Annotated in this window: 12 protein-coding genes; all 12 read left to right on the top strand. The window is 48.3% G+C overall.

Annotation, left to right across the window (positions count from 1 at the left end; all coding sequences use genetic code 11):
- Window positions 1-192 precede the first annotated feature (192 nt).
- On the top strand, window positions 193-879 hold the full coding sequence (locus tag C162_RS03820; RefSeq protein ID WP_036691418.1) for a DNA-methyltransferase: 687 nt from the start codon (window positions 193-195) through the stop codon (window positions 877-879).
- A gap of 143 nt (window positions 880-1,022) precedes the next feature.
- Entirely contained in the window at window positions 1,023-1,784 is a 762-nt protein-coding gene (locus C162_RS03815) for a hypothetical protein (RefSeq protein ID WP_036691416.1), read from the top strand.
- 229 nt (window positions 1,785-2,013) lie between these two features.
- Window positions 2,014-2,994 (top strand): hypothetical protein, encoded by a 981-nt coding sequence (locus C162_RS03810; protein WP_036691414.1) that lies wholly within the window; start codon window positions 2,014-2,016, stop codon window positions 2,992-2,994.
- 90 nt (window positions 2,995-3,084) lie between these two features.
- Window positions 3,085-3,804, top strand: a complete 720-nt coding sequence (locus tag C162_RS03805; protein ID WP_084648812.1) for a metal-dependent hydrolase — start codon at window positions 3,085-3,087, stop codon at window positions 3,802-3,804.
- 20 nt (window positions 3,805-3,824) lie between these two features.
- A complete protein-coding gene (locus C162_RS03800; RefSeq protein WP_036691411.1) occupies window positions 3,825-4,265 on the top strand; it encodes a hypothetical protein in 441 nt (146 codons plus the stop codon).
- 199 nt (window positions 4,266-4,464) lie between these two features.
- Entirely contained in the window at window positions 4,465-4,596 is a 132-nt protein-coding gene (locus C162_RS37315) for a hypothetical protein (RefSeq protein WP_268748793.1), read from the top strand.
- Window positions 4,593-7,025, top strand: a complete 2,433-nt coding sequence (locus tag C162_RS03790) for a hypothetical protein (protein WP_156949530.1) — start codon at window positions 4,593-4,595, stop codon at window positions 7,023-7,025. The genes C162_RS37315 and C162_RS03790 overlap by 4 nt, the downstream gene beginning before the upstream one ends.
- Window positions 7,026-9,098: a hypothetical protein gene (locus C162_RS03785; protein WP_036691407.1), complete on the top strand. Its 2,073-nt coding sequence runs from the start codon at window positions 7,026-7,028 to the stop codon at window positions 9,096-9,098. It begins immediately after the preceding gene.
- Window positions 9,064-10,917, top strand: a complete 1,854-nt coding sequence (locus tag C162_RS03780; RefSeq protein WP_036691405.1) for a TraG/VirB4 family ATPase — start codon at window positions 9,064-9,066, stop codon at window positions 10,915-10,917. Before C162_RS03785 ends, C162_RS03780 begins: the two co-directional genes overlap by 35 nt.
- A 13-nt stretch (window positions 10,918-10,930) precedes the next feature.
- Window positions 10,931-12,037 carry a M23 family metallopeptidase gene (locus C162_RS34060; protein WP_051493213.1) on the top strand — a complete coding sequence of 369 codons (1,107 nt, stop codon included), beginning with the start codon at window positions 10,931-10,933 and terminating at the stop codon, window positions 12,035-12,037.
- A 1-nt stretch (window position 12,038) separates the two neighbouring features.
- Window positions 12,039-12,290 carry a hypothetical protein gene (locus C162_RS03770; RefSeq protein ID WP_036691404.1) on the top strand — a complete coding sequence of 84 codons (252 nt, stop codon included), beginning with the start codon at window positions 12,039-12,041 and terminating at the stop codon, window positions 12,288-12,290.
- Window positions 12,291-12,297: 7 nt separating this feature from the next.
- Window positions 12,298-14,457: an FtsK/SpoIIIE domain-containing protein gene (locus C162_RS34055; protein ID WP_051493212.1), complete on the top strand. Its 2,160-nt coding sequence runs from the start codon at window positions 12,298-12,300 to the stop codon at window positions 14,455-14,457.
- Window positions 14,458-15,516: the final 1,059 nt, after the last annotated feature.

Here is a 15,516-nt window from a genome sequence, read left to right as displayed (position 1 = left end):
ATTTATTTCCTTGTTATGGAAACATTGTGGCATATATAATACTAAACTTCAATAATAATTGATAAAAATAGGACATTTGTCACATGAAAGTTGATTATTAAATATTTTTAAATTACAAATAAAATTGGGAACTTATGTTCCTGTTGTCCGTATATAGCAATGTAATAAAAACATCATGGGAGGTCTCCGACAATGTTATATTTGGATAGCTGTATAGAAGGTGCTCAAAAAGTAATTGCAGATGAAACAGTAGATTTAGTAATTGCGGACCCGCCGTATAATTTAAAATTTGGAGGAACGACTCAAACCAAGAATAAGAAACCCCGTTTTCAGGTTTTCCCCAATGATAATCTGCCGTTTCCAGACTACCGAAGATTTTGTCTTGCATGGCTCAAACAAGCCTATCGCATTCTGAAACCAGGCAGCCATGTCTATATTTTTATCGATTGGCGTACATATCCAGATATGGCCCGGTGGCTTAGAATCACCGGATTTACAATCAAAAACTGTATTGTGTGGGACAAGAAGAACATGGGGATGGGATGGCAGTATCGGTATCAGCATGAATTTATTATTATGGCAGTTAAAGGGAAGAAGAACGTCAGACGAATTCGTTCACGAAATCAGACAGACATATGGCAGATTCCTAGAATTCCAGGTAATCAAACGATTCATCCGACAGAGAAGCCGATAAATATGATGAAGCGGATAATTGAAAACAGTAGTGAGGAAGGCGAATATGTTGTTGATTTCTTCTCTGGAAGTGGAGTGGTGCCAGAGGCTGCTGAAACCCTAAAGCGGCGCTGGGATGCCTTTGAAGTTGACTCGGGCTGGTTTACTCTTTCCAAAGAGAGATTGGAGAAAAATGCACACGATTGATTTAATTATTTTATTTTTTTTGAAATCTGTTATTCCGTTCCAAACTCCAAACAAGAATGAGGGCTAAATGATTACGAGGATAATCATTTAGCTGTATATACAAAAATCCCTAAAAACATATTGATGAAGGAAGAAGGATAGTAATGAATTTATCTGATTTTCAAATACCAGTAATTATCTTAGCTGCTATCTCGGGATTTATAAGCTATCAGTATAATCATCGAGCAAAAAAGAGAGAGTCATACCTTAAAGACCTGAGTTTAAGTTATAACGAAGTTTACACACCAATGTTTAAAAAATTAAAAAGAATTAAGCATGAACAAAACCATCAAGCTAAGATGGGACTTATCAAAGATTTTTTTGATGAATACAGTACGGATAGTACAAAAGTTAGATATATAGGGACGAGTTTCAATTTAGAAACTTATTTTGAATTAGAGATTCAATATGAAAAATATTTACAGAATCCAGGAAGAACAACAGAACATTCATTAATTGATAATATGGAAGGGTTTTATAAAAGCATTGAAGCAGAGTTTTGGGAAGCGCATGACATTATTTATGAAGATCATCTTCAATATAAAAGTTTAACTCGAAAAAATATTTTCAATAAGTTAATTATAGAATTTTTAATATTATTGCATAACATATCATCTTTTTTGCTAGGAGCTTCGTTGATATTTGTATATGTTTGTCTTTGGAATAGATACATTCAAGAGTTACCGATGCCTGAAGGATATTCGCAGTATTTAGATATAATAATGGCTTTACTAATTTTCTTAACAGCAGTAATGTTGTTCTCTCTAACTAAAATTTTCTATTTAACAGTAAAAAAGGTGAATAGAAGAACGAACCAATTCTTAAAAGATTTAATAAATAAAATTAAGAAAAAGTTACATCTGTAGCTCCAAGAAGGATTAATTTATGGAGTTGAAGGTCGGAGACTTACTAAAATGACCTTATAACACCATGTTCATGAGCCGCCTTTAGGTGGCTCTTTGTGTTTTTTTATTCTAAGAGCTGTGGAGAGGCTCCTCAACCCATACTTTTTCAGAACATTTTTCACACGTTCAACTTGCCTCCCTGAGCTATGATCATACAGTAGATATATTCCTTAAAGGAGGTAGGACATCATTGCATATTGTACTTGTTGGCGTAAAGCCAGAAATTAGTGATCCCCATTTTAAATTTCATGTGTGCGGTACGTTTGAGGAAGTCAAAGAAAGCGCCTTGATCCTGATGCCGGAATACGTCCTGATCCATGAGGATGAGGCCCGTAGTATCTTACCGTTAGCGGAGGAGATCCCCGTAAAGTTTGTTGTGATTAGTGAGGCACCGAGCCTATCATCGACAGCAATACGAAGCTGGACCGCATTGGGCGCTTCGGACGTATGGCTGAACGGGAGCTGGCAAGAGAAGCTGCACGAAGCTCATCATCTGATAGAGGCGAAGCCGCAACAGATTGCATTGCCTGAAATGAACTTCAGCCGAACAGGGGAAAGGATCGTTATCGCGGTAGGTAGCGTGTATGAAGGGGCGGGCAGCACGCATACAGCGCTGCTCATTGCCCACTATTTAGCCCGGTACGCAAAGACCAAAGTAGCGCTGTGGGAAGGCGGGAATCATCCTTGTTTCTCTTTCCTGGAGTACATCAAGGAAGGTGATGTATCAAATCATCCTCGTTATGAATTGAATAATGTGGCTCTGTATAAGGCAGAGGTATCCGAGTATTGGATTGGATCACTGATGAGCGACTACCGCTATACGGTGCTGGACTTAGGGAGTTTACAGGGCCGCAAGCAGGCTGAACTGTTTGTACAAGCCAGCATACCGGTCCTGGTCGGTTCAGGCAGTGAATGGCGAGTGAAGGAGCTGATCTCCTTTTGCCGGGAACATAGCCGAGTGCCGCAGGAATACTGGCGGATTGCTTTGCCACTGGCGAACGAACCGAATCGGGAGATGGTGGCGGGATGCTTAAGCGGCAGGCCCGTATTTGCGCTACCGAATCATCCAGACCCATTTCATCCCCAGGCGAATACAGATGAATTGCTGGAAGGCCTCTTATCTCCAGTTTTGCAAAAGCAGAAAAAGCGAGGGTTTGGCCGGTTTTTCTAATAGAAGTTCAATTCAATCATTGCAAGACCTGAACTGCTTCAAGCGTTGAAGCGGTATTTTGTGCTGTTCCGGAAAGGGGGTGAAATCAAAATGAATCGACAAGGACATATAGGAATGGCGATTCTGGCTGGTTCCGCAGTGCTCTATGTTATGCCAGCTCTGTCCATCGTACCTGCCGCCTTAGTGATTGCCGCTGCGGGCATCGGCGGGCTGCTGCCGGATCTGGACCATAAGACCAGTACCGTGAGTAATAAGCTCCAGTTCTCCGCGAAGACACGCAAGAAACTGAAAGGAATGTCCGTCCTATCGCTGGGAATGGGCATCATGTGGTTTGTCCTGCAGCAACCGGTGCCTTGGCTATGGGCAGCAGCAGCCCTGATCTTTGCCCTAGCCTCTCGGCTACGCATGCTCCTACTAAGCGGCTTTGGACTGCTGCTGCTTGCCGGATATGAACTATATAGCCTGCATTGGCTCATCTTGCTAACTGGCGTTGCCTTGTTGGTGATGCCTTTCGTCAAGCATCGCGGGATTATCCATAGTCCGGAGTTCGCCGGTGCCTTGAGCCTTGGCGTAGTCTCTTTTACCGCGACACAGCCGGTTCTGTTCCAGGCGCTGGGCTTAGGCTTGCTGGCAGGATGGTGGTCGCATTTGGCGGGTGATGCGGTGACGGTGGAGGGAATTCGTTCCGCAGTTCTCCCACGCCTGAAGGTGGCGCTGAATCTGCTGCGAAATGGCGGGGCTGCCGAGCGGTGGATTGCAAGAAGCTGCTGGCTCTGTAGTATCACACTTTGGCTGATTATATTCTACTGATAATAGAAGGGAAGAATAATATGAAAATCAGAAAGACAGGGACCCTCATCATGATGGTCCTATTTAGCATGTTTATGTTACCGATGCTGGCCTACGCTGATGACAATCCTATTACCAAAATCAAAGAAAAAATGAAATTCAACTGGAAAGTACTCGATGGATTGGATTTTGTATTTACGCCGATTGGACTCGTAATCTCTTTACTGACAATAGCCACACTAGTATTTGTTATCGTTAAAGTCATCATCAAACTGGTCAAGATCAGTACTGGTAAGGGTACCATTAAGGATAAGTGGTTTTGGATTGAAGCAGGTCTGCTTGTATTTATTGTATTCCTCTTCATCAGCGGTGCGTTCTTCAGCTTCCTCGAAAATATCTATAACTGGACTTCTAAGCAAGATATCGGAGGCACAACAACAACGTTCATCCAGATGGTGGATCAGTACCGTAACTGGTCCTAGTGGCTAAATGATGAAAGACAACGACTATATCTCGAAAATGAAAAAAATGTACACCGTTGACCCAGGGGTGGTCGAGGATTTGAACTGGTTTTTGATTCTGGCGGGAGCTGCTGGGACGATACTCTGCGTATTAGCCTTAGCATATTGGCTGATCCGATTTTTTGGGTTCCTATTTTCGGTTAGCCGAGGAGCAAGAAGCTTGAAGGATTCAAAGTTCTGGAAGCGGATGGCGTTAGCGCTCGCCCTGATTCTGTTATTCATGACCGGCTCGGTATTTACCCTGCTGTCACAGTTTTACGATTATATGGCGATTTGGGGGTGGGGAGGTTGAGACAACGATTCCGGGTGTTGGCAGTTCTAATATTACTTTTGCTTGGTTTCACGAGCAATCTGATGACGATAACCGTTCAAGCATCACCAAGCCAAGCTATTGCTATAAAACAGGCGGATGTGCAAATCGCTTCTGCAATGCCCAACCCGACCACTGTACCGTCAAACACAGAAGTACCTGCGGAGCGTGAAACAAGCTGGTACATTCCCGGCTGGGTCGATGATATGATTCAAAAAGTCGATGAGATGATTCAATCGTTCAAGGATCTCATGTCCGGCAAGCTGATCAAGGATGCGATTGAAGGGCTTGTTGTTCTGCTGGTGGACGAGCTCATGTCTCCTCTCTATGATGCCTTTGCCCAAAGCTACTTGTTCACGCCACAAATTGCGGAAATCGCAATGGTGCAGTCAGGCTGGTCACTGTTTATGATCATTGGTCTGGTGCTGTTGTTTATCGGGATTTCGTGGTTAACCTTCAAAATCATTCAAGGCAAAAAGGACCTGGGCAGTTTGCTCAAGGTCTTTTTAGTTTGCTTTGTCGCCACCTATTTCTCACTCACGGCGCTGAATATCGCGAATGTCGGCATCAACTGGATTGCCAGCAAAATGTTTGAGGGGATTATCGGCACGAGCGGTATTGCCTATGAAGGCTTAGAGGGACAGCAGATTCTGAAAGCGATGATAGTCGGGGCCGATGGAATTACAGATGTGGCGTATGCCGCCCAGACCCTCGGTGAATTGACCGTATCCACCAGCGGTGGGATTTTTAATCTGCTCAGTTATTTGTTCCTGGTCGTATTGCCCCTGTATGTGGTTGCTGTACTCAAGACGCTGGTACTCATCTTTATGGCGATTCTGGTCAATCTGTGGATTACGCAATCGGCCTATACCGGGAAAATGGAGACGCTGCTTGGGTTTGCCAATCTCTATCTGCGGACGCTACTGGTCGGCCTGATCTGCGGTTTGCATTGGGCGGTTTTTGTGAAAATGCAGACGGATTACGGCGCGGGGGAAGGGTTTTGTGCGGCGTTAGGCATACCGCCCATCATCTTTGCGATTCTCAGTGCGCTGACGTTACTCGTGTTCTTCTTCTTTTTCTGGCTGAAGCCCCTGATGAGAGCCGTGCAGCATCCGGTGACACTGAACGGAGCACAGGTTCTCGATTCCGTGGGGAAATGGGGAGAACGGACGTCAACATCTCTGGATTCCATGGGCAAGCGGATGGGCTCGGAAGGTGTACAGAAGAAGGCACTCAGCATGCAGGAAACCAGTAAGCGGATGCAGCAAGCAGCAGATCGGATGCGTACCCAGCGCAGCGTAGGCAAAGACAAATTGGCCTCCTCGCTCAGCGGCGGGTTATCTGAATCAGTGCAGGGCATCGCCTATCTTGAGCCGGAAGAATGGCTCCAAGAGGGCGGTCAGATCCATGTGGATGCTCTGCAAGAACTGGAATATGGAGAGTCGGAAATCAAATCTTCGGCGCTGAATATATCAGAGGTGCTGGGAGACGAAGGGTTCCGCAGCGTTTCCTTATTAAAAGCGCCTGTGGCCCAGCGTAAACTGCTGACAGAGAAGCTAAGTACCCTGAAAAAGGAATACCAGGAAGATGTCCAGTGGGATGAGGATACCGGTGAATTGATTCTGGCCGGGCCGACCCTAGATATGCTGCCGCAGCTGGAGCGGGAAGGATTCGATGTCTCTGCGGTCCGTGAGGGGATGTACAAGGATGGAGCGTTCGTGGATCTGAATGGTACAGCACAGATATCACTACTCACCGACTCCAAGGAGGCGGAACACGCAGCGGAACAGGTTAAAGACGCCTTACCCCTCTATACACAGGCGAAGCTGCCTCAAGGTAAGGCTGCATCGGCCTACCACGCGCTGCAGGAACGTGCCGATGAATATCCATGGGTCAAAGACCTGCTGCTGGAGCAGGATGTGTTATGGTTGCCGGATGATCATCTGGAAGAGGCTACGGAAGTACTTGAAGGGATGCTGGCCCAGACGACCCGGAAGATCCGGGTGAACTTCCCGCGTCACTCCCGGTTTGCGGCCAGCATGATCGTGGATTGGAAACGTTCCGGTACCGTAGAGGAGCTGGCAGAAGTGCTGGAGCTGGCTAAAGATGAATCCCATGCCTATATACCTGAAGAACATTACAGTGAATTTCAGAAGAAATATGAGAGCTACCGGAAAGAGCACATACCTTACTGGCGTGCGAAAGATGGTGCAGTCTATGTCATTAAAGACCGTGTGCCGGTTAACTATGGACAACCGCCGCTGGATGGTCTGGATATGGGTAGTTTTGAACAACTGCAGAAAGAAATGCTACATCGCCATGAGCGGCAGCGGATGAAGGAAAGTCAACAAGCGAACCCGGCGAAAGCTCAAGATGTAGCTAAAGCGATAGGTAAAGGGCAGGTGAAATAAATGGATCAGGAACAGCAGGAACGGGAAGAGAAGCTGCTGCGTGCAAGCTTTATGGGCGATATCCGTGAGGATGTAGAGTTTCTAGGATTGTCGCTAAGAGATATTGGCTGGATCGTAGGCACCACGCTCGTGATCGGGGGATTCCCCTTTTTACTTCCGTTTCCAGTGATATTCAAAATGACCTGGATCGTAGCCATCTTCATGACTAGCACACTGGGGCAATGGCTCAAATGGCCATATCGCCTGAAACGCTACATGCATGATGCACAGCAAAAGAAGGAAGGAGCCGGGGAAGACCTCGGTTCCTTTCTTGGCGTGGAGGAAGATGGCTGGCTCTACCGCAGCGGGAAAACCTTGCATGTAGTGTCTTCGTTATCGGCATCCCCGTGGAAAACGGCGGTGTATGCGCAGAAACGGACGCGGATCGGCGGCTTTGAACAGTTTCTGCGTGCCATGGTGCAGGAAGGCTTCTCGGCACAAATCTCAGCGGAGCAGATCCCGGATGTTCGCCTGGAGCTATGGAATCAGAAACGAAACCATCCGGCGAAGAGCCTGGGCATCCAGGCGATGAAGCTGAACCGCATCGAGATGTGGGAGCGGCTGGCCAGAGACGGAAAGGCGCTGCGCAGTGAATATACGCTGACCCTCACGACCTCGGAATCGAAAATCAAGATCAGGGAACGGGCAGATGAACCGGCAGAGCTGAATCCGGAAGCGCTGAAACGTTTCCGGTTGCTGAGTGAGCTGCAGGAGAAAAAGGATCGTGTGCTCCATACGCTCACTTCGCAGGGTGGGCATAGTACATCCCTATTATCCGGCTTTTCGCTGCCGGAGATTGTGGGACGCTGGTGGGACCGCACCGCATGGGAGGCTTGGAAGATGAATGGAGACTCATGGGCTGAACCTAGCCCAAATGAAGTGTCCGAAGACCTGGACCCTCTAAACGAGCAAGAGAACGAGCAGGGAGTACTGGAAGCGCAAGGCGAAGCACCAGATGAAAAGCGTTCGTTATTCAGTCCATCGCTAGTCAAGTTCATTCAGGACGATCCACCGGTGGAAGACCACGCGGAGAATGAAGCCATACCAGGCATTCAGGAGGGCAAGATCCCCGGACCATTGGTGATCGAGGATGTGGTCCCAGGGTCATCCTGGCGAAGCACGCTACAGCTCGGGAAATGGCCTATAGCCCGATGGCTGCAAGGTGGTAAACATGGATTCTCCTGTCTTCGAACAATTTGGAGTACAAAGCTTTCCCCTTGGCTTGCCAGGTGGATACGGAAATGCCGTGCGAACTGGATAAAGGTTAGAGCCCGGAAGGTTGAACCTATAGCAGCTACGTTAGAGGACACAACAAATGAGCTAACAGGAGCAGAAACTCTACAAAACGTGCCGCCTATACCCGGAGCCAGTCAACTTCAAGGGATTGTACTGCTGACCTCTCCAATACCCAGCGGCAAGTCTTTTCTGGCGGCAAATCTTGGGGTAGCGGTTAGTCTATCCGGTACTGCCGTAAGCATCGTGGATCTATCGCCGGATCAAGGAACCCGGACGGTGCTGAATCCGCTGCAGCAACCTTCGAAACTGGACACCTGGGACAGCTGGTCCGGGAAAGCAGCAGACTGGCTGCTGTTTACCCCTACACGTTATCCCACCTTGCAGGAGGTGAAGCAGATGCTCCAGCACCGGGCAGCGGAAGACGGACTGGTCATTGCGGAGATCCCCTGGAACTACCCTGAACGGGAGGCGCTAATGCAGCAGTATCGTTCCATTGCAGTGCTCGATTGCGATTACCACCACTGGCTGCGCTTCACTCAAGCAGCCCCGGGCTGGGAAGGGGAATTCTGGTTGAACCAGAGTACCCCGGATATGGCTTTCCGGATGGCCTCCCTGCTTAAGGAGCAGTATCAGCAGACGTATACGGCGGTTTACCCGTTCATTCCCTCTGCAGCCTACAGCTTGTATCAGGGCCGGCCACTGGCGCTTGATCCGGAGAAGCGTAACTTACTGACCATACATGGAAATAGAGAGGAGACCAATCATGAGCCTGCTCAAACATACGAAGCGATTAGTTAAACAATGGAAGAAGCAACCCCGGCAACTGGTGGTGAACATGGTGGACGGCAAGGATGGGAAGACCGGCCATTATGTGCGGGTGCTCATGGTCCAAGAGTATCCTCCAGAGATCATCTCCGGGTATCTGGATCAACTGGATGGCATCGTAACCCATGCCGGGGCCACCTTACGCAAGACGATCCGGTATGCGCAAAGCGATATCAAATTCAACACCCGAATGAAGTACAAGCTGAACCGGCTTACAGCCAGTATTCAAGATCAGAGTGAAACGGACCCGGCACGGAATGCAGAGATTGCCGCGAAGGAGACCATCTTAGCCTTGCGGGATTCCACGCTGTCCAGTGATCACAAGCTGGTCGAGGTGCAGACCTTCTTAACGTTATCCGCACCGAAGCTGCATCAGATTGAGGCGGCAGAGGCAGGGCTGAAGCTGTGGTTCGACAACATGTCCGGGAAACTGAATGAACTTAGGCGTGAGCAGCAAGAGGCGATGCGGCAAACATCCCCGGCCTTTGACCCCTACAGTGATCACAGTGAATTTTTCAATAAAACGCATTATGGGCGGGTCACGACAGATTCTGTCGCGGCACGCACCTACCCCATGACCCGAGGTTCGTTCTCGGATAGCGAAGGTCTATATTTTGGTCGCCGGACCGAGGACGGCGGCTTTTGTTTTGTGAATTTGTGTGATCCGGATGATCCTCGGGCGCAGAATGTGACCGTGTTCGGCAAGACTGGCGAAGGGAAAAGTTACTTTCTGAAGGCGCTGGTGGTTTCGCTGCTGGAAGAAGGCGTACATGTATTTGTCTTTGATCTGGACGGCGAGTGGCGGGAGCTCTGTGCCTATGTGGGCGGAGTGTATATTGACCATACCACCGAAGAGGGACGTTATTTTGAACCACTGACGATTATGCCAGCTATCACGGAGATCGATGAAGAATGTGCGCAGTATAATCGCTCCCGGTACAAGATGGCCGAGAAAAGCGGTGTGCGCACCTTCTCACTGCTCGGGGAGAATTTAACCCGCCCGGAAATTTTCGAAGTAGGCGAAGCCATTCGCAGAGTCTACCGTGCCGCAGGGATTGAGAAGCAGCATCCGGAAACCTGGAATGCACCTACCGGACCGAAGCCGACCATTCATGCCGTGTTCGCGGAAATTGAAGAGGCAGCTCATAGCAATGCCGATGCTAAAAGCTTGTATGACAAAATCAAAATCTATTTTATCGGAATCTACGATGATATCTTCCAAATCGAAGAAGCCTCTAATTTTGATCATAAAGCACCGCTAGTTGTCTACCGGGTCGGCTCCGGCGAGGAGGACGAGTCCAAGAAGGATGAATCGGCGAAGCAAGCACAGATCAAGATGTCGATGGCCTTTGAACAGGTTAATGCGAACATTCATCTGCTCAAAATTGCCGGAGCTGACTTTTCTGCCGTGCTGGTGGACGAAGGGCAGCGGCAGCTGCAAAATCCGGAGCTGCGCAGTTATGTCTTCACCTGGTATACGGCAATTCGCAAACAGAACGGCATGATGATCCTGGCAGGCAATTCTCCGGCGATTATGCTGGATACCGCTGCCGGGGTGGGCATGTGGGAGAACACCAGCGTGCGCGTGTACTTTTACATGGAGCAATCCGCAGTACGTTTACTCTCCTCTCACGCGGATCTGCCCAGCGAGATTCAAGAGCTCATTACGCAGAATGAAGGCACGCAGCGCTACATCTTAGAGAACCATAAACGCTACGATGAACTGATCATGCATGTCCCTCCGGAAGAGCATGTCCTGTACAAAACACGGGGACTCAAGACTGCAGGGTAGAGGAGGGGGACAGATGGAAGTCAGTAAAAAGGCCAGGGAGATGAAAAAAATCATCGGACTGCTTTCGGCGATCAGTTCCCCCGGAATCGGTTTGGTGCTGATTTTTCTTGGATTGGCCGCACTGGTGGTGATGTTTGTCTTCTTGCCGTTCATGATCTTTTCCGATGCCGAAAGCTATAAACCACAAACCGCAGGGCAGTATGCTTCGATGGCCCCCGTACAGTTAGACGTGGACGGAACGGCATATATCTGGCCGGTACCGACCATTGACCGGATCTCTTCAACCTTTGCTCTGCGTGATTTGTTTGGCACCACTCGAATGCATAAAGGGATTGATATTGCCAACGGCGCTGCGAATACGGAGCTACAGCCCATCTATTCCATGGCTGGAGGGACAGTGACGCTCGCTGGAGCGGCTAGTGGGTATGGTCAGGCGATTAGGATCGATCACGGCAATGGGCTAGTGAGTATTTACGGACATTTATCTGCTCAGATGAACGTATCGGTCGGCGATGTGGTGAGCAAAGGCCAGCTGATTGGCAGAATTGGACAGGGCATTGTCGGACGCTCTACCGGACCCCATTTACATTTTCAAGTGGAACTGAGCGGAGTGCCGGTTGATCCACTGGAATATGTCTTTGCTCCAGGTACGGAGCTGCCTACACTGCCGATTGAGCTGGGGTACCGGTCTTTGAACATTCCATATGTGATGCAGTTTCTGGAGAAAAGAAAATCAGCATTGGCGGATCATAATCTGCTGCAGATGATTGATAATGCGGGACGCCTCAAAAATGTCTCTCCCTATCTGCTGATTGCCATTACCGGTCAAGAGCAGTCTTTTGTGCCGAGAAACAATAACCATGCCTCGGAGATTATCCGTAATCCATGGAATGTGTATGGCTGCTGGTGCAAGGGGAAAGGTGCGGGGCTCTCAACCGGTGAGGCTGCGCAGATTGCAGCGAATACGATCATCAAGCTATCTCAGGATCTTCCGGCCGGAAGAGATCCCATCCAGTGGTTATCGGCCAAAGATAATCCCCGAGGCTACTATGCAGAAGATAACGGATGGTGGATCGGCGTATCCAAGTACTTCAAATTGTTAGTTGCGGGGAGTGGTTGAAATGAATTTAACAGTTGTCATTATCGCAATTTTGCTTTGGGTTTTTTACAAGAAAGGGAGCAATGGCTTACCGACCTGGTTAGTCAAAGCGTTAGGAGTGTTTTTGGTGATCATGCTGTTCCGAAATCTTAAAGAGGCGTATCACTTTGTGTTTGACGAGTCAGATGCCTGGTGGCCACTCATCAAAGAGAATGCAGCGCGGTTCAATCAGCAATTGAGGGATCTTATCCAAACCATGATGAAAGGAAGCTGAGACCATAGTGAGCACTCCAGATCCACCGCCAAAGGAATCCTTTGGACAATTCGTGAATCGGCTGACGGTCCTGGCTGCGCTGGGAAGTGTAATCGTATTGTTCCTGGAGCCATCGCCAGAACTCAGTCACTTGGCACAAACGGTGCTCCGGTATGCAGTTACATTGTGGCTGGGTATTGTGGGTGTACCCCACATTGCGCCAGTGGCTTGGAAGCATCGGAAACGCATGGGGCCATGGCTTATCCAGCTGCGGCAAAGGATTCAAAACCGGGAATGGAGACTGGGGCCATCGTCAGCAGATATTTCGCTGAGCAAGCTGCCAAATGCCGAGGGTGTGGAATCGATGCCTTCCGTACCTGAGCGGGGCGAACCCAATCATAGTCCGGTTGTGCTTGCAAACGAACAGAGTGTTCAATTGGGACCCTATGCGCTATTCCCGTCGAATCCTCGGCCTCATTCTTCTTCTACATTATTGGCAGAGCAGGCATCGGAGCTCATCTTCAATACGGTCCAGTTGGCAGGACTGAAAATGGAGGAACCGCCAGAAATTCTGTCCATCGATGCGGGGCCAACGCTACAAACCATCTCCTTTCGATTGCCGGCCCGGCTGCAGCTCAGTGATCTGGTCAAGAAACGAGATGATCTGGCAAACCATATCGGACATGACCGGAGTTTCGCGGTGACCTCATCCCCGTTTTTAAGCGCAGCAGCCTTTATATTGCCTCATACCGAACGGGCATTTGTATATATGAGTGATATGGCACAGGACCTGAAGGTGTTTGCTCAAACGGCTGAACTGCCTATGGTGTTCGGGAAGGATATGTTGGGCAAACCGATCCTGGTGGACTTAGCCAAATTACCGCATTTGCTTGTGGCAGGGGCTACCGGCTCCGGAAAATCTGTTTTTATTAATGGGCTGCTCACTTCACTAGCTTCTACCCGATCACCGGAGCAAGTCCAGTTTCTGCTCATCGATCCGAAGATGGTCGAATTTACGATGTATACCGGCTTGCCGCACCTGATCTCCCCGCCAGTCACAGATCCGAAACGGGCGGCATTGACACTCAAGAAGCTAGTAGTAGAGATGGAAAAGCGGTATAAGCGTTTTGCGGAAGCCGGTGTAAGGAACTTGCTGCAGTACAACCGGAATCATCCGCAAGATCAGATGCCGTATATCGTGACCGTAATTGATGAATACGCCGATCTGATGGTTATTGCCCGAGCGGATGTGGAGGAAACCGTGCAACGCCTGACTCAAATGGGACGGGCTGCAGGACTCCATCTGATCCTGGGGACTCAACGTCCCAGCGTGGATGTGGTGACCGGTGTGATTAAGTCGAACCTGCCATCCCGGGTGGCGTTTCATTTGCTGAGTGTCTATGATTTCAAGACCGTAATGGATACAGGGGGTCAGCATTTGCTCGGGGGTGGGGATGGGATCTGCATGCTGAATGGTGGAGGGCAGAAGAGATTCCAGTCCGCGGCGATCAGCGCAGATGATGATGAGACGACCCGGTATATTGAGGAGTTGAAGCGTTATTGGCGGAATGAATTGTGGCTACGAAAAGTAGATCCAGAGATAAGGGTGGATGGGGATTCTTCTTTGCTTCGTGAAATAGCCGATGAGGAAGTCTATGAGCCAATCGATGGTAAGGATGAATCTGATGGACTGACACCACTAAGCGTGGCTCCATCGGGGGAGTGGGCGGATCTGGAGGAAGAGGAGGTGCCACCAATAAATGAGAGTGTGTACGATCAGGTCATTCGCTTGGCGCGGGAACATAACGGTGTATCTGGCAGGCTATTGCAGCATGCATTGAATGTTGATTATGTGACGGCAGCCACCTATGTGGAACAACTCAGCAAAGAAGGAAGGGTAGCAGCAGAGTACGATCCGGAAACGGGGTTGAAGCCTTGGCTGGCAGATACTCGGGAGAGTGATGAAGAACTACTGCTACGGATGCAGCGAATAATTTGCGAGACACGCTCTGCAAGATCTGCTGAACTTCAGCGAGAACTTGGTATACGTAAAGAAAGGGTTCTTAAGTTGATGGTTCAACTGGTAGAAATAGGATTCTTACAATCGCCTAGTACTCCTAAGGAGGGATATACTCTCGCTTGGAATGAGAAGCAAATAAATATATTTTTGAATGAAAAATGTCGATAATCTCTCGATTCAGTTTTAATTTAAACTATGCTAATTCCTATAAGACTGTCCTTACAATCGTAAGCAAGAGAATATAGATCTAAAGTGTTTAGATGTTTGAAACTTATAAACCTGGATTTCGAAAGTAAGCATCCACAAATCACTAATAGGATCTACACTAAGGGACTTCTTTCTAAAAACAGCTTGCACCAAATGGGTAAGGGAAAACAGAGTTTATCCCTTGTCCTATCTGGATTTGTTCAATTCACTTTCGAAATTCAGGATAAAAATTAATTAGATTCACTGAGTGATTAGGTGTTATTACCACTCTATCAGTCCAAAGGCTGATGGATCAATTTGTCCTCATTTTGCTGTGGGACTTGTCCAAATCCTATGAAAATACCATTTCACAATGTTACTTTGACAGACGGAATTGTCCGATTTTTTCTGTTTTTCAGCTAAAAAGACCCCTGACGGACAGGATTGGCCATTTCTCCCTACTGATGAACATTGACGGCCATTTTCCATGGTTAATATGGTGATTAGTAGAAGAAAATCCTCTTTCGTCCCCCTAAGGGGATCACGCAGTACACCCCATCGCTCGCTGCGTGGCAGGCCCAGCAAGGCCTTGCTGGGCTATAGGATAGCTTTGCGGGGTTGGAAACACCCGTCAAGGCTAAATAAACGCTTCGCAGCCTTGACAAGTTCACGGTCCCGGGTAACTACTCCAGCTATTTCTGGACAACATATCCCATCATCTTTTGTACATTATGTGGTAGCAGAAACAATTAGGGATGATTCTTTATAACTTAATTATTTAACTTAAGTTACATAATGGTGAACTACGCAGTGTTTTTGGATGGTGACGAAAAAAGAGGATATCTTATCATTTGTGTTATTACAAATTAAATCAGAAATGGAGAATGAAAATGACGAGCGTGTTCAAGTATGATCCGATTTCGGCAGGAGCTTCACAATTTGAAACCCAAGGCTTGAAGGTGAATTGGGGAGATGTCGCTAAGGTGATCGTTCCTATTCTGTTGGCATCGGCCTCTTCACAAGTAACCCCACAAAGTGCAG

Origin of the sequence: Paenibacillus sp. FSL R7-269, assembly GCF_000517865.1 — a bacterium.
In the GTDB taxonomy this organism is placed as follows: domain Bacteria; phylum Bacillota; class Bacilli; order Paenibacillales; family Paenibacillaceae; genus Paenibacillus_AQ.
Note: the sequence above shows the minus strand (reverse complement) of the source record. Positions and strands in the feature narration are given on the sequence as shown.